The organism is Photobacterium sanguinicancri, assembly GCF_024346675.1.
GTDB lineage: Bacteria > Pseudomonadota > Gammaproteobacteria > Enterobacterales > Vibrionaceae > Photobacterium > Photobacterium sanguinicancri.
The window spans coordinates 1,277,829-1,296,028 of sequence record NZ_AP024851.1 but is presented as its reverse complement, the minus strand read 5'-3'; the positions used below and the strand labels follow the sequence as shown (position 1 = coordinate 1,296,028).

20 protein-coding genes are annotated in these 18,200 nt (G+C 38.6%); 16 read left to right on the top strand and 4 right to left on the bottom strand.

Features of this window, described 5'->3' with window-relative positions; all coding sequences use genetic code 11:
• Positions 1-7 precede the first annotated feature (7 nt).
• The 10 genes from OCU87_RS22815 (at position 8) to OCU87_RS22770 (ending at position 8,375) form a co-directional block, all read left to right on the top strand.
• Entirely contained in the window at positions 8-1,723 is a 1,716-nt protein-coding gene (locus OCU87_RS22815) for an NAD-dependent malic enzyme (RefSeq protein ID WP_261858596.1), read from the top strand.
• A gap of 863 nt (positions 1,724-2,586) precedes the next feature.
• A complete protein-coding gene (locus OCU87_RS22810) occupies positions 2,587-2,769 on the top strand; it encodes a hypothetical protein (protein WP_261858595.1) in 183 nt (60 codons plus the stop codon).
• Positions 2,766-3,560, top strand: coding sequence for an EAL domain-containing protein (locus OCU87_RS22805; protein WP_261858594.1), 795 nt, complete (start codon positions 2,766-2,768; stop codon positions 3,558-3,560). The genes OCU87_RS22810 and OCU87_RS22805 overlap by 4 nt, the downstream gene beginning before the upstream one ends.
• Before the next feature lie 161 nt (positions 3,561-3,721).
• Positions 3,722-4,096: a hypothetical protein gene (locus tag OCU87_RS22800; RefSeq protein WP_261858593.1), complete on the top strand. Its 375-nt coding sequence runs from the start codon at positions 3,722-3,724 to the stop codon at positions 4,094-4,096.
• Positions 4,097-4,105: 9 nt separating this feature from the next.
• The gene (locus OCU87_RS22795; protein ID WP_261858592.1) at positions 4,106-4,537 is read left to right on the top strand and encodes a hypothetical protein; all 432 of its coding nucleotides are present in this window, start codon (positions 4,106-4,108) and stop codon (positions 4,535-4,537) included.
• Positions 4,534-4,977, top strand: coding sequence for a hypothetical protein (locus OCU87_RS22790; RefSeq protein WP_261858591.1), 444 nt, complete (start codon positions 4,534-4,536; stop codon positions 4,975-4,977). The genes OCU87_RS22795 and OCU87_RS22790 overlap by 4 nt, the downstream gene beginning before the upstream one ends.
• A 14-nt stretch (positions 4,978-4,991) precedes the next feature.
• Complete coding sequence (locus OCU87_RS22785) at positions 4,992-5,492, top strand: hypothetical protein (RefSeq protein WP_261858590.1); 501 nt, start codon at positions 4,992-4,994, stop codon at positions 5,490-5,492.
• 429 nt (positions 5,493-5,921) lie between these two features.
• Positions 5,922-6,335, top strand: coding sequence for an alternative ribosome rescue aminoacyl-tRNA hydrolase ArfB (gene arfB / locus OCU87_RS22780; RefSeq protein ID WP_062692530.1), 414 nt, complete (start codon positions 5,922-5,924; stop codon positions 6,333-6,335).
• Positions 6,336-6,563: 228 nt separating this feature from the next.
• Positions 6,564-7,544 (top strand): DUF4382 domain-containing protein, encoded by a 981-nt coding sequence (locus tag OCU87_RS22775; RefSeq protein ID WP_261858589.1) that lies wholly within the window; start codon positions 6,564-6,566, stop codon positions 7,542-7,544.
• A 138-nt stretch (positions 7,545-7,682) separates the two neighbouring features.
• Positions 7,683-8,375 (top strand): DNA alkylation repair protein, encoded by a 693-nt coding sequence (locus tag OCU87_RS22770; protein WP_062692533.1) that lies wholly within the window; start codon positions 7,683-7,685, stop codon positions 8,373-8,375.
• Between the two features lie 97 nt (positions 8,376-8,472).
• Here OCU87_RS22770 and OCU87_RS22765 read toward each other — a convergent pair whose 3' ends face one another.
• On the bottom strand, positions 8,473-8,844 hold the full coding sequence (locus OCU87_RS22765; protein WP_062692535.1) for a YybH family protein: 372 nt from the start codon (positions 8,842-8,844) through the stop codon (positions 8,473-8,475).
• 99 nt (positions 8,845-8,943) lie between these two features.
• Here OCU87_RS22765 and OCU87_RS22760 point away from each other — a divergent pair, with 99 nt between their 5' ends.
• On the top strand, positions 8,944-9,846 hold the full coding sequence (locus OCU87_RS22760; protein ID WP_062692536.1) for a LysR family transcriptional regulator: 903 nt from the start codon (positions 8,944-8,946) through the stop codon (positions 9,844-9,846).
• Between the two features lie 76 nt (positions 9,847-9,922).
• Here the strand turns inward: OCU87_RS22760 and OCU87_RS22755 are convergent, their stop codons facing one another.
• On the bottom strand, positions 9,923-10,618 hold the full coding sequence (locus tag OCU87_RS22755; RefSeq protein ID WP_062692538.1) for a MaoC family dehydratase: 696 nt from the start codon (positions 10,616-10,618) through the stop codon (positions 9,923-9,925).
• Positions 10,619-11,063: 445 nt separating this feature from the next.
• Between OCU87_RS22755 and OCU87_RS22750 the strand changes: the two genes are divergently transcribed.
• From OCU87_RS22750 to OCU87_RS22735, 4 genes are read left to right on the top strand one after another with little or no spacing between them, the layout of a single operon-like run.
• Positions 11,064-12,224 (top strand): serine hydrolase domain-containing protein, encoded by a 1,161-nt coding sequence (locus tag OCU87_RS22750; RefSeq protein WP_261858588.1) that lies wholly within the window; start codon positions 11,064-11,066, stop codon positions 12,222-12,224.
• Between the two features lie 35 nt (positions 12,225-12,259).
• Entirely contained in the window at positions 12,260-12,523 is a 264-nt protein-coding gene (locus tag OCU87_RS22745) for an alternative ribosome-rescue factor A (RefSeq protein ID WP_261858587.1), read from the top strand.
• A 48-nt stretch (positions 12,524-12,571) separates the two neighbouring features.
• Positions 12,572-13,573: an ecdysteroid 22-kinase family protein gene (locus OCU87_RS22740; RefSeq protein ID WP_261858586.1), complete on the top strand. Its 1,002-nt coding sequence runs from the start codon at positions 12,572-12,574 to the stop codon at positions 13,571-13,573.
• A 1-nt stretch (position 13,574) separates the two neighbouring features.
• Positions 13,575-14,528 carry a 3'(2'),5'-bisphosphate nucleotidase CysQ family protein gene (locus OCU87_RS22735; protein WP_261858585.1) on the top strand — a complete coding sequence of 318 codons (954 nt, stop codon included), beginning with the start codon at positions 13,575-13,577 and terminating at the stop codon, positions 14,526-14,528.
• Here the strand turns inward: OCU87_RS22735 and OCU87_RS22730 are convergent.
• On the bottom strand, positions 14,502-14,987 hold the full coding sequence (locus tag OCU87_RS22730; RefSeq protein ID WP_261858584.1) for a hypothetical protein: 486 nt from the start codon (positions 14,985-14,987) through the stop codon (positions 14,502-14,504). The genes OCU87_RS22735 and OCU87_RS22730 overlap by 27 nt on opposite strands.
• Positions 14,971-15,798 (bottom strand): winged helix-turn-helix domain-containing protein, encoded by an 828-nt coding sequence (locus OCU87_RS22725; protein WP_062692544.1) that lies wholly within the window; start codon positions 15,796-15,798, stop codon positions 14,971-14,973. The genes OCU87_RS22730 and OCU87_RS22725 overlap by 17 nt, the downstream gene beginning before the upstream one ends.
• Before the next feature lie 893 nt (positions 15,799-16,691).
• Between OCU87_RS22725 and exaC the strand changes: the two genes are divergently transcribed.
• Positions 16,692-18,197, top strand: coding sequence for an acetaldehyde dehydrogenase ExaC (gene exaC / locus OCU87_RS22720; RefSeq protein WP_062692545.1), 1,506 nt, complete (start codon positions 16,692-16,694; stop codon positions 18,195-18,197).
• Positions 18,198-18,200 lie beyond the last annotated feature (3 nt).

The window sequence follows — 18,200 nt, the reverse complement described above, 5'->3', positions numbered from 1 at the left end:
GGATACCATGACCATAGGAAAATACCTAAGGTGGAAAGATGAAAACGGCAACGAATTTCGTCCAGTGTCACTTACTGGTACTGAGTTACTAAATGATAGAACATTAAATAAAAGTACGGCATTCAGCTATGAAGAGCGTGAAGACTTTCAACTAACGGGGTTATTACCGCCAAAAGTGCAAACGTTTGATGATCAGCTAAATCGTGTGTACGACGGTTTTCGTAATGCCTCTACAGATATTGAAAAATATTTGTTTTTGCGCGCATTGCAAGACCGTAACGAAACCTTGTTCTATGCTTTAGTATCTCGCCATGTTGAGGAAATGACCCCGATTATCTACACCCCAACCGTGGGTAAAGCCTGCCAAGAATTTAGTCACCGTTATCAAAAAGCGCGGGGCTTATACGTTACGCAAGATAACGTTGATCAGATGAGCGATCTTGCTCGCCATTTTCAAGGTAAAGACATCAAAATCATCGTGGTAACTGATAGCCAAGGTATTTTAGGGCTTGGCGATCAAGGTGTAGGTGGCATGGGGATTCCTATTGGTAAGTTATCTCTTTATACATTAGGGGCGGGTATCCATCCTGCTCATTGTTTACCTATTGCGCTGGATGTGGGAACCGATAATCAAGACCTTTTAGATGATCCTATGTACTTGGGTGTGCCAAGAAAAAGGATGCGCGGCGAAGAGTATAAGCAGTTTATTCAAAAGTTCGTGCATGAAGTGAAGCGCAATTTCCCTAAAGCCGTTTTGCAGTGGGAAGACTTTAGTAAGTCTAACGCTTTTGATAATTTATCTGAGTATGAAGAGTATTTACCGTCGTTTAACGATGATATTCAAGGCACGGGTTCAGTTGTTTTAGCGGGTATATTAGGCGCGGTTAAGATTAAAAATGAAACACTGGTGGATCAAACCTACGTCGTTTATGGTGCCGGAGCTGGTGGTGTTGGTGTCGCTGATCAAATTTTTGCTGGCTTATTAAAAGAAGGTTGCTCACATACGGCTGCACGCGAAAAGATATTTGTACTTGATTCTCAAGGTTTAGTCTTTGAAGACCGAGAAGGCTTAGATGAATATAAAAAACGTTACGCAAAACCAAGATCGCTAGCGCAAGGTTGGCAAACCGAGCATGAAAGCAAAGTATCGTTAACCGAGTTAATTAATAATCACCCTGTGACGGTACTTTTAGGTACGAGTGGTATTGGCGGGGCGTTCAAAGCTGAGCATGTTCAAAAGATGATGGAATACACCAAGCGCCCTATGGTATTCCCACTTTCTAACCCAACAGCAAATTGCGAAGCTCTGCCTGAAGATATTTACCAGTGGAGTGAGGGCCAAGCGATTGTTGCAACAGGAAGTCCATTTGATAACGTAAATTACAATGGTCGAGAATACCGCATTGGCCAAGGTAATAACGTGTTTATTTTCCCTGGGGTGGGATTAGCATCGATTGTGGCGCAGTCAACAAAAGTCACGATGGACATGTTCACGACGGCTTCGTATGCACTGGCTGATGAAGTTTCTCAAGATGATTTAGACAAAGGTTGTGTCTATCCAAGAATTAGTGAACTTAGAAACGTATCTATTACGGTTGCTAAGCGAATTCTTGCGAATATAAAAGCAACAGACCCTCATCATCAATTACCTGAAACAGATATAGAGCAAGAGCTTGCTCATTATATGTGGGAGCCCGTGTATTTACCTTATCGTCGGGTATGATATAAATATATTATTTATAAAAGTGGCAGCTGATAGCCACTTTTTCATGCCAAAAATCCGTCTTAAAATGTATTGCATCAGTCAATAACATTAACGTGTACACTGATTTTTTATAACAAACTTTAGTTAACATTGTGTTTTATTTTGATTTTAGTCCAGGTATTGAAATCTTTACCGATAGTTACAATGACTAAAAGGCACAGAATAGTTAGTTAAACATTTTGGTTATAAATAATTGAAGTTATTACATTAAGCACTAGGTGGTAAATGTAATATAATTTACCATCTAGTGAAATTTACGGAAGTAACCATTAGCCCTAATGGGCTAGGTGGCGTTAAGTGGAAAAATGATAATAAAAGTAAAATTTTCATTTTAATTCTTTCCCCATATGCAACCCTGAAAGAAGCAGTGTATTTTAGTTTGATTACTCTACTTCAAGTGCTTGATTTAATTTGGTTATTTTATTTTTCAAAACTTTACTGAAAATAAATGAATTCAAGGTTTACTATTATTCTCGATTTGAAGCGGGTGCATTGTTAATGCATTCCTTACTGTAGTTAAGGCAAGGTTACTATGATAGTGAAACCAATAAATCTCTATATGGATATGGTTGGTAATATTAGTGTTGAACCAAATGACATTAACGTTAGTATATCGTTTTGTGATTGGCCTGAATGGATAGTGTTTGCTTTTTGGATCTTTATGTCTTCACTTTTAATATATAGGTTACATATCAATCATTGTGGTTGATGGTTTATTTTTTTTAAGTGAAAATAGTATTTGTTAGATTACGTAAAAATCACTTTAATAATACATAACATGACTTTTTCTATGGGTAGTTACTATCTGTTGGAGTTTTAATATGAAGTTAGAAAATAAAGATTCAACTGCTCTTGTAAAGCATATTCTTGCATCTCTACAATGTGAAATGGCAAGTAAAATTAATCAGAGTCGTATTGAAGAATTTGAAGTTATATATGCTGCTTATATAGCTGTGATTGATTTACTTACCTTAAATTTAAGCTGTAAAGAAGAGTTTTTATGACAAATAAGATGATCCGAGAGAACTTGATTGTCAGTTTTTTTACTTTTTTATATGGTTGTTTTTTTGAAGTTTTAGTGAAAAAACACTCTATACGTAAGGCAATAGCAAATAATGAATTTAAGCCTTACTACCAACCTATAATGTGCACGAAGACAGGTTGTGCTCTTGGTTATGAAGTATTAGCCCGTTGGGTAAATGATAATGATGTGATTCTACCAGATAGATTTATTCATTATATTGAAAAGTTTGGGCTACTTGACGCTTTAACAAGTTCTTTGCTTGAGCAAGCTTATGAGGAGCTTGATACGCTGCCAAAACAACAGTGGTTAAGTGTAAATATTTCACCTTCAATGCTAGAGAGTGACTTTCTATATCAATACTTTAAATCTAAAAAATTTAGGTATGCGGAACGTATTAAATTAGAAATTACTGAACGAATACTAATCTCAGATTTTACTGTTATTAATGAGAAAATTACAGCACTAAGTGACAGAGGGTTTGAATTTAGTATTGATGACTTTGGTGAAGGGTATTGTGATATCTCTTATATCAGTAAATTAAATGTTAATACAATAAAAGTTGATAAGAGCCTAGTTATAGGTATGAGTCATAATATTAAAAAGCAAAAGATGTTAAGAGCCATTTTGGCACTTTGTCAGCAACTCAATCTTCAAGTCATTGTGGAAGGTGTTGAAGATAAAGAAACATCGTTGTTGCTTTCCAGTTTTGGTATATCAAAACAGCAAGGTTTTTTTTATGAGAAACCTAAAGTTTATATTAATCAAAGCTAAATATATTATATTTAAATTTCAAATGATAATTGTATCTTAATTAAAAGGTTTTTATGTTAAGTAAGATAGTGTGCTTTTTTATAATACTTTTACCTGTTTTTTCGCACGCGTCTTCTCTAGTTGAATGTGATGTTAAAGGGGTGAGGTCTAGTTCAAGAATAATGTTTAAAGGAGAGCAACCATCAGATCCTAATGACTATTCAGGGTTCAATATTTCAACTAATCAAACAATGGCAGGCTTTTTTATTACTAATATTACAGTAACTGGAAAAGATATTAATGGTAGGGCAATTTCTGATTATAAGGTGCGAATCTATACAATAGAACCTAATGGTACGATAAAACCTGTTGGTGGTGGATTAGTAAGGTATAGATTTTATCAGAGAAGGAAATATAAGCAACATTTCGATAACCAAATGGGTGAACCTACTCAGGAGTTTAAATGGCTTATTCGGTTAGATTATCATTCGCATGAATTTATGGCGAAAGAAATAATTGAAATTAAATTTGACCTTGAAACAACTTGTTGGAATTAGGTGGACAAGATGGTTAAAAATTGCGTGCTCATGTCTTTTTTTAAATTCACGAATATTGGGATTAAAAAAATATTAGTTTTATTTTTTATTTTAAATGTTCCTTTAAATGTTAATGCTCATGGAGTTTCTCCAGTAGTTGTTGATGCGGGGTTTAAAGCTCATGGTATGAGGTTTCCTGTTAAGATTCGAGTTTATAATAATAACAGTAAAGCATTTCCAGCTGAAGTTTTTATTAAGAAGCCTGATAATACTTTGAAAATACTAGGTGAAACTACACCAATTCAACCTGGAGGATATGATAAAGGGGTTGATATTAATGTCATTTTAAATGCCCTTAATGGAACAACAAAAATCTGTACGAAAATGAAGAGTGATAATTTAAATATAAATACGATTGTATGCACGAAGGTTAAAGTTAAGACACCAGGTGAAATGAAATGATGAAATTTAAGTTGGGTTTTTTTATATGTTTTAAAAGTTTGCTATTAAGCTCAATGTTAATAAGTGTAAATGCCTTAGCAAATGAGATGAGATTTGATGTTAGGTCTCATACTGGGGCTTCATGTTCGGCTTCAAAAAGTTTATCTCGAATTAAAACAGGAATTCGAAATAATGATAATAATGGAAGAAGTAATAACTACAATCGCGATTCTTGGAATGAGATTTATAATAACAATAAGCATTTATATTTAGAGGTGGAAATTCCTTTTTCTTTGATGGGGAATAATCCAAGCCCATCTGAATGTCTTAGAATTTTAAAACAAGAAGAGAGGATGAGAGAGCTTGAACTAGAGGCAAAGGAGCATGAAGTTGAAATGTTAAGACAACAATTGGTTTCTCAAGAAAATCTCTTAAAATCAAACACATTTGTAAGTAATTAACCAAAGGAAGAACAATGAATTTTGACAATAAATCAAGAATAAATACTGCAGCGACATTAATGTTTTTAGCTAGTGTAGCAGTGCCTAATGTAGCAAGTGCACTTGAATTAACTTTTTCTCGTCAAGTTGCTCAAATTTGTGGATTTAAATCATCTGAGAAGGTGGTGACAGCTGAATTTGGTGTGGACGGGGCTAAAGGGAGTACTCCTGTTACTTTTGGTGTTAATAGTAACACTGGAAATAACAAGATAAAAATCAATAGAGTAACATATAGTGGCGCTAATTTAGTACCAACGGTAACTACAGAAAGAGCAGCGACCGAGGCTGATTTTAAAATATTCGTAAATGGAGCAGTTGCAGCAGATTCGATGCAAGTTGCTACTGCAGCTGGTAAAACATACTCTAGTGACTCCAGTGGTGATTATCAGCTTTGGCTAACGACCACTCAAATGGCTAGTAAGCTAAAAGCAGGTGAACAAAAAGTAGTTATGACTATTGAAGCGGATTGTTCATAAGGGTGTATTTAATAAGCCGAGTCAAAGGGAGTTTGACTTTTTTATCTTTAGTCATTAATAACTTATGACTTCAAATTATTTATTAATCACCTGAAGAAATAATGCAATCAACTTGTATCTGTACGAATGTAGTTAAAATAAGAAGAAATATATTTGAAAAACTTTTTTGGAAGAGTAAATATCAATGTTTGAATTGTAAGCGTGTTATGAGAATATGAGTGATAAAAATTGTTAAGGTTGAAATTGAAGCTGAACGGCTTATTCGTCAGACACTCCCCCGATTATTATTGAAAATATAATATTATACAGTACGATAAACATTTCCCAACTTTTTCAGTAACCATCTTAACTTTCTTACTGTAAAGGAAGTATTATTACGATTAACCACTTATAATACGTATATATACACGTATTATAAGTGGCTTCTTAATGCTAACAATCTCAAATACTGTCCAACTTGCTGACTGGGAAATTGAACTCACGGCTATTCGCGCGCAAGGTGCGGGTGGTCAAAATGTCAATAAAGTCTCTAGTGCCATTCACCTTCGCTTTGATATTAACCGTTCAACGTTACCTGACTTTTACAAAGAACGCTTGCTGAAATTATCTGATAGTAGGATCACCAAAGAAGGGGTGGTCATTATTAAAGCGCAGCAATTTCGCACGCAAGATATGAACAAAGAAGATGCGCTTAATCGTTTAAAAGAGCTGATTTTATCAGCCACTGTAGTGCAAAAGAATCGTCGAGCGACTAAACCTACCCGCAATTCACAAAAACGCCGTATGGATAAGAAAAACCAACGTGGGCAGACAAAATCGTTGCGTGGAAAGGTGAGTTTCTAATCTTTTTAGGAGGCAAAGTTGATGGTCTCGGTTGATCTGTCTCCTTGAAATAGCGGTTACTATTTAAACACTGGTGTATGTTTTATTAACGCTGTTGCCTGTTTTTTTATGGTATTACTCATCCTTTTGTGAGCTTTAGGTCAGGAATGATGCCTTTTAGATACAGCTACTATGCTTTAAATATTGACGTATTAAGCTATGTAGATTGATAATTTATAGGTAAATCTCATGAATAAAATGCTTATTGTTAGTGCGTTAGGGTTGGTACTTTCTGGCTGTGGTGGTAACTCAAGCTCTGATGTAAGTAATGAAGGGACTTTTTCGCTCGCTTTCTCTGATGCTCCAGTGGATGGATTGAGTAAAGTTTGTGTCGCTTTTGATCAAATTACAGCGAAGCACAATAACGGTTCTGAGTCAGCGTGGGGCACAACATCATTTGTAGCCGATCAAAGTTCAAAAGGGTGTATCCCTAATGGGCTTGAAATTCCGAAGGATGTTGCGGGTAACCCATTATTTATGGTGATTGATCTATTAGATTACCAAGGTGCGAATGCACTACAAGTTCTGAGTGATGAAAAGCTTGAGGCTGGGAAATATAGCCAAATGCGCTTATCTGTGTTGTCTACATGGAATGATAGCTCTGGTGTGTATGCGGATGGAACACCGTATTCACATGTAGAAGAGATCGCCACTGGTGATAAACTCGATATTCGCGTGCCAAGCGGTGAGCTTAAGCTCGATGGTTTTGATGTAACAGCAAATGCCACTCAAGCGTATACACTAGAGTTCGATTTACGAAAAAGCATGGTTTCTAACGCTCACGGCTATCAGTTAAAACCCCGTGGTTTACGTTTAGTGAAAAATGAGAATGTCGCCACGCTTCAAGGAACGGTTGCGAAAGGCTCATGTGCTGTAGAGGGTGACCTCACTAAGGCGTATGCTTATATATACCTTCCTCGAACGGATGATAACTACGGTGACTTAGGTTCTTCGAGCGAACCTTATACCTCTGCAAAAGTCGATCCAAGCACAGGGAAATATGCTGTTGGTTACCTTCCTTTCGGTCGTTATGACGTTGCATTAGCGTGTGATGGTGCTGCTGATGACCCAGAACAAAGCCAAGGTAGTGCTGTTATTAATTTAATGACGCCAGTGGTTAAAGATAAAAACTTGACCGAAATGGGCTTAACCGTCGATCTTCAATATTAATTAAGTCAGCTGTACCGTGATTTTTGAAGCCAACTTTATAATGAAGTTGGCTTTTCTACTGAGTAAAATTCTTTCCAATGTGGTTAGAACCCATTTAGAATGGCGTCATAAAAACTATATAAAGTAGAAATAAAGTCCATGTCTCTAATGATCCCTATGGTCATTTTCATGCAGCAACGCCTAGTGGAAGTGTCAAATAAAGATGATGCTATCGCTATGCAAGCATACATGAAAATCCAACAACCATTTTATGGTGTAAAAAGTCCCGCTCGAAAAGATGTATTTAAACAAGCAAGAGAGCATACACTGGTCGATGATTTTGCTAACTACCGTCGATTAGTGCTTTGGTTATGGTCAGGTACGCATCGCGAAGAGTTATATCTTGCGATGGATGTAGCTGAATACTATAAAAAATTTCGTACCCAAGAAGCATTTGAAGTGTATGAAGAAATGTTAGAAACGGCTGACAATTGGGATACCGTTGATAAACTTGCTTCAAATTTAATTGGCGGATTAGTGAAAGAACATCGCGAGTTTGAAACTAAGCTGATGGCTTGGCGAACTAGCGAGAATATGTGGCTGCGCCGTGCTTCTTTATTAGCACATCTTAGACATAAAGCAGACACTAACCTGCCATTGCTTGAAGAAACCATTTTGATGTTAGCGCATGAAAAAGAATTCTTTATCCAGAAAGCAATTGGTTGGGTATTGCGTGAATACTCTAAAACAGATCCAATTTATGTGAATACATTCATACGTGAGCATAGTGCTGTACTTGCACCTTTGAGCCAGCGTGAAGCCCTCAAGATTCTAACTCAAACCTCTTATTAGCTAAGTAAGAGCGATTAACGACAGACACCGCAGTTTGCATTCTTTATATTAATGCAGGGTGCGGTGTTTGTGTTTATATTCTTAAATAATCACAGCTTTAACGCTCGCCCTGAACTTCAAAATCATCAGTGACTAAACGTGCTTTTCCGTCGGCTTGAATTTGCCAATATTCACGGTGCACAGCACCAAATGCTTTGTTCATCGTCCAACTTGCGGTGAGGATAAAGCCATCATCTCCTTCTGCATCCCAAGTTACATTGGTGTAATCAACCTCTTTAAAGCCTTGATCCATGATGTTTTGCCAAAATGCTTGGATGGCTTCACGGCCTTCAAATCGGCCGAATGGACGCGCATCCATCACCGAGTCTGGTGTGTATTGTTCGGCACAGCCAGCTGCATTTTGGTTGTTAAAAGCAGTCTGCCAACGTGAAATAGCCGCTTTGCATTCGTTAAGAACTGAATTAGTCATGGTGTTTTCTCTGTTTATTCGTTTTAGTCTACTTTAGCGTTACAATTAACTCGGAAAAACAAAGTAATTAGAAAATACTGTTTAGTAAAAGAGGACAATATGTCTCGGTATCGTCAAATGGCCGTGTTTCAACATATCGTTGAAACCGGCTCTATAACAAAAGCAGCAGATAGACTCGGGTTGTCGAAATCTGTTGTTAGTCAGCATTTAAAGCAGTTAGAGCTGGACTTGGGCGTGACGCTTCTGACTCGAACTACACGTAAACAGCATCTAACAGTGGCTGGCGATGCCTTTTTCCAGCAATGCTGTTTGATGCGCACTATTGCAGAGAATGCTTGGCAAGATGCGCAAAATCAGCAACAAGTCCCCCAAGGTACTATCACAGTGACTGCATCCAATGCGGTAATGGATTATCTCGTAATTCCAGCACTGACTGATTGCTTCCGTACATTTCCAGCCGTGAAGTTCGACTTGCGTTCTGATGATGGCAAGACAGATCTAATCCAAGAAGGGATTGATTTAGCGATCAGGGTGGGGGAATCGCCAAGCAGTAACTTAAAGCAAAGGAAGATAGGGCAATTTCGTGACGTGTTATGCGGCCATAAAACGTTATCAGAAGGACCTATCGAGCAACAAGCGTATATTGCTCATCATTGGCAACATGATAAAATTCACCATATGATGACCCGTAAAGTGAATGTTAGTTATGAAGAGGAGGTGGTAGAGTCAACCTTGTCGTATGACTTTATCGCCACACATCGAACGAATAATTACCATGCGTGTTTGGGGTTATTGAAGCAAAGTGCTGGCATTGGGATCCTACCTGAATTTATCTTTCAACAGCACCAAATGGACTTAGTTGATCTGCTTCCACATTATCAACTCGCGCAAAGTAATGTGTATGCGTTACATGCGTATCATGGCGGGATGCCAGTTACAGTGAGTATGGCAATAGCTGCGATTACTGATCGATTGGCGACCTTAGCAATACAAGAACGATGAGATGAGAAATTGTAAGTACAAAAAAGCAGAGAATAATCTCTGCTTTTTAGTGATATGGTGTCAGTGAAGAGAGTGATTAGAAATATAAACGAATCACAGATTCAGCGACACAACCAGGTCGGCGACAACCTTCAATTTCAACTTTAATTTCTTGAACAATCTCAAGGCCGCGTTTAATCGGCGTAACAGATTGAATAGAAGTACGAGCACGCACGCGTACACCCGCTTTTACTGGATACGGGAAGCGAACTTTATTCAAACCAAAGTTAACGGTCATTTTCGCTGATGGGAACGTCTGCTTCGCTGGATCAACACTGTCAGTCAGTACAGACAGTAAAGACAGGGTTAAAAAACCATGCGCAATGGTTGTTTTAAATGGTGATTCAGCAGTTGCACGTTCGGGGTCGGTATGAATCCATTGGTGATCTTCAGTGACTGCCGCAAATTGGTTAATGCGGTCTTGATCAACAATAAGCCAATCACCCACGTGAATTTCTTCACCTAGGTTAGCTTCAATTTCTTCTTTTACGCGTTGAGCTTCTTCAGATAGCTCAATAACGGCTGTCGGTTTGATTTCTGGTTCTGGTGCGATGGCATCGTTAGATGCGGTGATTTTTTGATCGCGTCCCCAAGCAACAAGTTGACTGTTGTTCGCTTTATCTAGGAATTCGCTCCAATAATCGCGGATAGAGGGAGATAGCCAGTCTTTAAGTTCAAACGGATTGTGTGCTAGAGCTTCACGCTTTTGCTTAAGAAAATCGACTACTTTCATGAATTTGAACCTTGTTAGAAATCATGTCACCTCGACAGAGGTTGGCTAGTATAATGGCTTACAACGAATATCAAAAACCATTTTGTGCGTCAGATCTCATTTAAAAGCTCATCCGATGAGTGATAATCTTTTAATTTCAGTGTGATAGGAAATATTAAATATTTGACTAAAAGTTATGGGTATTATTATCTTAGTCAATTTATAGCCATTTTCAGCGTACACTTGTGAGTCGAATAAAGCACTGTTCACTAAATGCATAGTAGAGCTTATCCGTAATTTTAGCCATAAAAAGTATGACCAAATTGGTACTTTCTTATCTAAGTTTATGGCCTCTAGCGATTCGTAATAGTCACAGGGTTTCACTATTAAGACAGTCGAAGCCTTGGTATGAGGTGATTTACACCTAAACTTTCTACTGCACATTGAGCCATTGTAGGAGTGTGTGGTGCAAAGCTTAAGACGTACTTGCTTTGGTGTTATTTCATTATTGATGATGGCGGCATCTGGTAACGCCACCAGTGCATCGAAAGATGAAATAGTCTACGCGCTTGATGATTGGGTTAAGCAGGCTGTAGCAACATCTATTCCTGGTGCCTCGTTGGCAGTGGTTGTTAACGGTCAAATCCGACTACTACGCGGCTATGGTGTGGCAAAGGCTGGTAGTAAGCAACGTGTCACGTCTTCAACACGCTTTCCGTTGGCATCCATATCTAAAACCTTTGCATCGGCTGCGACATCGTTATTAGTTGATAAACAATTAATCGACTGGGACACCCATGTAGTGCCTTACTTGGAGCACATTGAATTTAGTGATCCCCAGCAAGGGAGCGCGGTCACGCTACGTCATTTATTATCCCATACCTCAGGACTTGTGCCTCAAGCCTATTCTGATTTGCTTGAAGACAATGTCAGTTACACCCGCATTGTTCAGATGATCAAACGGATCAACTTTGTGTGTGAGCCTGGGGATTGTTATGGCTATCAGAATATTATTTATAATTTATCTGCAGAAATGGTCGAGCATGCAGCAGGGCAAGATTATCCTACTTTTGTGAAAGAGCAGATATTCATTCCACTGGAAATGGAGCATGCAACCTTCGGTATTGAGGGCTTTACCAGTAATGAAGATAGGGTAGCTCCTCATGTGAAGACTAAATCAGGGTGCGCGGCGGTTAAACCGCAAGAGGCTTATTATCAAGTTCCTGCGGCGGCGGGGATCAATGCCAGTGCGCAAGATCTCGCCAAATGGATGTTGGCGCAGTTCGGTCATCAACCCGCGGTACTCAATCCTGACTTGCTTTCGATTATGCACAAGCCTCATATTCGGGCGAACCAGATGCGCTATAAAGCCAAACTCAGTAATGTCTATTATGGCTTAGGTTGGCGAACATTTGATTATCAAGGGCTGTCTGGTTTTATTCATCATGGTGGCTGGGTTAAAGGGATTAGAACAGAAATGCTCTTTAATACAGTGACCCAGACGGGCGTGGTTTTTCTCATTAATTGCGAGCGAAATAATGTAGCGAGGGGCATGGTGTTAGAGTTTCTAAAATTGTATAAAAAGTATATGGTGGATAAGGTACAATCTAGCGTGCCTGAATCATAATTTAGGCTGAACGTATTAATATATGAGGTATACCTATGGTATCTAAAAAGCGCAAAGCGAAGCAGCAAGCGCATAACAATCAAGGTGTTGATGTGGTGCAATTACCTACACCCGTGAGTGAAACAGCAACAGATTTAGGGCGCGGAACCATTCGAGACAATGCCCTGAAAGCAGCAGTGACAAGTAAGCTATTTACTACACGTGTTGTGCAAGCGAAAAAAGGCAAGGGCAGTTTTAGCAGAAAAGATAAGTTTAAAGGCCGAGAGCCTTATTCAATGGTATTCGCTGTCGCAGCATAATGTCATTGAATAAGGCTCTTTTTCTTTCTTGCTCTTTTACTAATTATCATGTCAATTTCCCAACAACTTCTGTTATCTGTCGCTCAATTTACACAGGCATCAAGTGTGTCACACACCCAAGTTATTCAAACGTTATGGGGTGGTTATGGAACGTTATTCCGTGCTTTTTTAAACGATGCAGGCGTACCTTCTGTTGTGGTTAAGTACATTGAGTTACCACAACCTAAAAGTCATCCTAAAGGGTGGAACACGGTTACCTCACACCAACGTAAGTTAGATTCATACCACGTTGAAGTTAATTGGTACCAATCTTTTGCCAACCAAAGCCATTTACAGTGTCATGTTCCACATTGTGTGTATGTTGAACGGTTAGACAATGCGATTTTGTTGATTTTAGATGACCTAGCCCCCGCAGGTTATGGCGACGTTGTGACATCACCGCGACAATGCCATGTCGAAGCTTGTTTGTCGTGGCTCGCTTATTTCCATGCGCAACATCTTCATTCTGCCCCCGCAAACCTAACGATGTACTCGGGTCTTTGGCCCGCGGGCACATACTGGCATTTAGCAACACGACCAGATGAACTTCATGCGCTGCAAGACACACGATTGAAACAGGCTGCAAGCTTGATTGATAACACCTTACATGAAGCTCAGTATCAAACGCTTGTCCATGGTGACGCCAAGCTGGCCAATTTTTTTTTTACACCTACAGGGGCCAAAGCTGCTGCTGTGGATTTTCAGTATGTAGGCCACGGCTGTGGTATGAAAGATGTTATTTTGTTGCTCAGTAGTGTGCTTGATTTTTCTAAGGCAGAGCAGCAAGTTCCTATTTATTTAGATTATTATTTTGCTCAATTATCAAAAGCGATAAAAGAACTTTGTCCTCATATTGAATCACAAAGTGTAGAGCAAGAGTGGCGTTGGTTATTTCCTGTTGCTTGGGCTGACTTCCAGCGCTTTGTTAAGGGTTGGTGCCCTGAACATTGGAAAATTAATGACTATACCGAAGCATTAACGGTACAGGCTTTAGAGCAATTAGGAAGATAACGTGCAGTTAAATAGTACGGATTTAGAACAACTATTACAGCTGGCTACGAAGGCCGCATTAACCGCTGGTGAATACATCGTACAGTTTGATCGTAAGCAGCTGGATGTTGATAGTAAATGTGCAGGATCCAGTTTGAGTGCTCAAGTGGTGACGCAAGTTGATATCAATAGCCAAGCCTTGATTTTGTCGGTATTAGCGCCAAGTATTAAATATTACAACTTGGGCGTTTTGAGTGAAGAGAATGCCGATGAAGCACAAGCTGCGGATCATGAAAGGCTAACGAGTGAATATTTTTGGTGTATTGACCCGCTTGATGGCACATTGCCCTTTATCGAAAATATGCCAGGCTATGCCGTCTCTATTGCATTGGTGTCTAAATCAGGAAAACCGTCAATTGGCGTTGTTTTTAATCCCTCGACAGGGGATCTTTACCAAGCGATTAACGATGCCAGTAACAGCCAAGTTATTAAAAATGGTCAACCTTGGTTACTTCAACCATATGACACCTTTCTTGAACGAGAAGGTAAAGCACCCGCAATATCTTCTGATGTTTTCACCTTATTTATCGACCGCAGTTTTAGCCAAGATCCTCGTTATAATCCCTTACTGGAAGCTGTAGCGGAGCAGCTAAAATTGGTGGGTATACGTAGCCTTGAAGTTATTAACACATCAGGGGCTGTGATGAATGCTATCGGTGTACTTGAAAACGCACCTGCCGCTTATATTAAGTTGCCTAAGCCTCAAAAGGGCGGAGGGAGCCTTTGGGATTTCAGCGCGACAGCAGCTATTTTTGAAGCATTAATACAGAGTGGATCGCCTGTCGTTGTCTCAAATATCCATAGCGCACCACTTGATTTAAATCGAAAGGATTCAAATTACATGAATCATGAGGGTGTATTTTATAGCGCGTACCTAACGCGTATGCCTTTAATAGATCGTTTTGCTACAATTTAAAAAATTCGTGCTTAAGCTTGTGCTACACATTATTTTTCCCTTGTTATAAACAACCTGAAAATATTCCTCATGAAAATACTCCTCAAGATAGGCGTGGGATGAGCTGTGATCGTTTTCTTTTTTACGATCTAGCTTGTTATCTTGTAATTGGATCGAGAATAACTTATCGCTCCAAATATTCAGAGAGTAACGGCTATTGTAGCGTTCACCTGAAAGGCCATTAGTGATGCTGGAGTTTATGGTATAAAAACCAAGTGCATTTGTATCTATGATCGAAGATTGCTTAATCCTTTCATACCCTTTGTCGTGAATAATAATTCTTTGGCTAAAAAAGGTTTGATTATTATTATCTTTAATTAAGGCTTCATTACATGCTTTGTTACAGTGGAATATGTAAATAAAGACGGAAAGCGAGCCCAGTACATAAATTAATAAGCTATATTTAACGGCATTTCTCATTGATCAAACCTTTCATTTGGTCGAATGGGTATTTTATGGGAAGCGTGAAATCAAGAGTTAAATCCTCACCTAGTTTATCTGATGTATAAATACAGGAAAGATAAAGTTGTTGTGGGTTAGATGAGATCAATATGTTACTAATGTTATCTGCTATCTTGACTTTGTCATCTGCAAAGAAGGCTAAAATAATACTGCTTCTAGGGTCGTTTTTCAGATGGATACTGGTATTGTTAATTGTTGTTTTTGACCATATTTTTTTCTCTACTGTATTCTTTTTTAATAACACAGAGTAAGTCCAAAAATTAACGATGGTGACGCTGATCACGATGAGGCTGATGGCCGCATATAACGCTATTTTATGGTTTGAAAAGTATGAATAAAAAGCCTTAAAAAGGTGACCTTTACGATTGGTGATTTGTGAATGTATTTGGGGTGGTTCTAGAGTTACTTGATGAAGTTCGGGTGATGGTTGTAATTCTTCTGTTGTAACTGGAGCTACTTTTAAAGGTACAAGTTGCACCAAATGCGGTAATATCATATAACCCTTTCTTGGTAGGGTTTTAATGATTCTTTGCTCTTTACCACTATCACCTAGCATTAAACGTAACTGAGCGATAGATTGAGTGAGGCTGGATTCAGACACTATACGCCCTTCCCAAACGCTAGACATAATGTCTTCTTTGGATACAGCTTGACCTTCATTTTTGATAAGCAATTCTAAAATTTGGCAATCGGTTGATTTTAATTTTTTGTGAATGCCAGCTTCATAGTTTGATAATTGCGAGCGTTTTAGCGGATTTAATAGCCACATTTATTTACCCATTTATTAACACAAATGTGTGAACCTTATTTAAGGGCAAACAATTATACACTTGAGGTATAAAAAAACCATGTATAACTTTACATGCATATTTTTTACTTGTTACATTCGACTAATGTAAACCATTGCATTTATGGTGTTTTTTCATTGCTTGTAATATTTTTTCATTTGTATTTAGTAACTTATCAATAGTTAGGGTAAGCATATGCGTTTCTGGTGGGGGATTCAGTGTTGATGTCTGTGTCTAATTGTTTGTATGAAAAATAAGGCATTTTGCTTGTTATTAACACAAAGTAACAACCGACCAGATTGAAGTGATCATGTGAAAATATGATCTCTCTAATAAATAAGCGCATAATTTGCTCTAAGTATTTATAGCATATAGCCCTTTAGGTGTATTCGAAGTAAAGAAGCCGCGGGTTTGTGAGACCCTATTTTTAATCGTGTTTTAGTTTTATATGGAAGGCGTGTTTAAATTGGGGTTATCACAGTGGCTGCGTATGCCTTCTTAATTTTCATATCTAATCCCTTTTCATACATTTGATTACGCCTTATTGCCACTCTTTAAGGGGTTATTAGTCGTTTATTATGGCTAAGAGATATGTTTTTAGAGTAATTACTTAATGATAAGATTTTGTTTTTTAATGCATTTATTTATTCAGTAAACTTCATTTCTTATTTTTCGCACTTATCGATATATTTTTGTCTCATTTTAAATGGAAATGAAACAACGTACTTAATGACTTTAATTGGGGATGGTATTGACTCGTTAATGCCATAAAAAATTCATTGAGTTTTACTGCTTTTTGATTAGGACACTAATTTTGATAAATAGATGTTCACAAAATAGACAAGTGCAAGAAATAGAATTAGAAGAGGTTTCCATGTTATATCCCGTTCCTGGTAGTGAATGTTCAAGTGTGCACTTTAAACCTAAATACGAAAACTATATTAATGGTTGTTGGGTTGCACCGCTAAGTGGTCAATATTTTGAAAACTATTCACCCGTTGATGGTTCTTTAATTTGCCTTATTCCACGATCAACCTCGGATGATATCGATCTTGCACTTGATGCGGCTCATGATGCAAAAAAAGCATGGGCAGCAAGCAGTGTGACAGAACGATCCAACTTGCTTTTAAAAATAGCCGATCGTATTGAGTCGCATAGTGAAAACTTAGCTGTTGCTGAAAGTTGGGATAATGGTAAACCTGTTCGTGAAACATTGGCTGCGGATTTACCGCTAGTGGTTGACCATTTTCGATACTTTGCTGGTTGTATCCGTGCTCAAGAAGGGTCTGCATCTGAATTGGACAGTACTACTGCGTCTTATCATTTCCCTGAGCCTATTGGTGTTGTCGGGCAAATTATTCCGTGGAATTTTCCGTTATTGATGGCAGCTTGGAAACTGGCTCCAGCACTTGCTGCGGGTTGCTGTGTCGTACTTAAACCTGCAGAGCAAACGCCAGCCTCAATTTTGTTATTGGCAGAAGTGATTGGTGACCTTGTTCCTGCTGGTGTGCTGAATATTGTGAACGGTTATGGTCAAGAAGCAGGAAATGCGCTTGCTACAAGTCCTCGCCTCAATAAATTAGCCTTCACTGGTTCAACAGAGGTGGGTAACCATATTCTTAAGTGTGCTGCCGATAACCTAATCCCGTCGACAGTTGAACTAGGCGGTAAGTCTCCGAATATTTTCTTTGAAGATATTTTTGCAGACGATGATAGTTACTTGGATAAATGTATTGAAGGGGTATTACTTGCCTTCTTTAATCAAGGTGAAGTGTGTACTTGTCCATCTCGCCTGCTGATTCAAGAATCAATTTACGAGAAATTCATCGAGCGTTTGCTTGAGCGTATGAAGACAATTAAGCAAGGCAACCCTCTGGATGTAAATACTCAGGTTGGCGCACAAGTTTCAAAAGAGCAGTTCGACAAGATCCTTTCTTACATCGAATTGGGTAAGTCAGAAGGAGCAAAAGTTCTTGTAGGTGGTGAAGCTGCAGAGAAAGAAGGTTTCTACATTAAACCGACTATCCTCAAAGGCCATAACAAGATGCGCATTTTCCAAGAAGAGATTTTTGGCCCTGTAGTATCGGTAACAACTTTCCGCGATGAAGAGGAAGCACTTGAAATTGCGAATGATACTGAGTTTGGTCTAGGTGCGGGTGTATGGACACGCAATATTAACCGTGCATACCGTATGGGCCGCGCAATTGAAGCTGGTCGCGTGTGGATTAACTGTTACCACGCTTACCCTGCACATGCCGCATTTGGTGGTTATAAGAAATCTGGCATTGGTCGTGAAACACATAAAATGATGTTAGATCACTATCAAAATACCAAAAACTTGCTGATGAGCTATTCAGATAGCCCATTAGGGTTCTTCTAATCT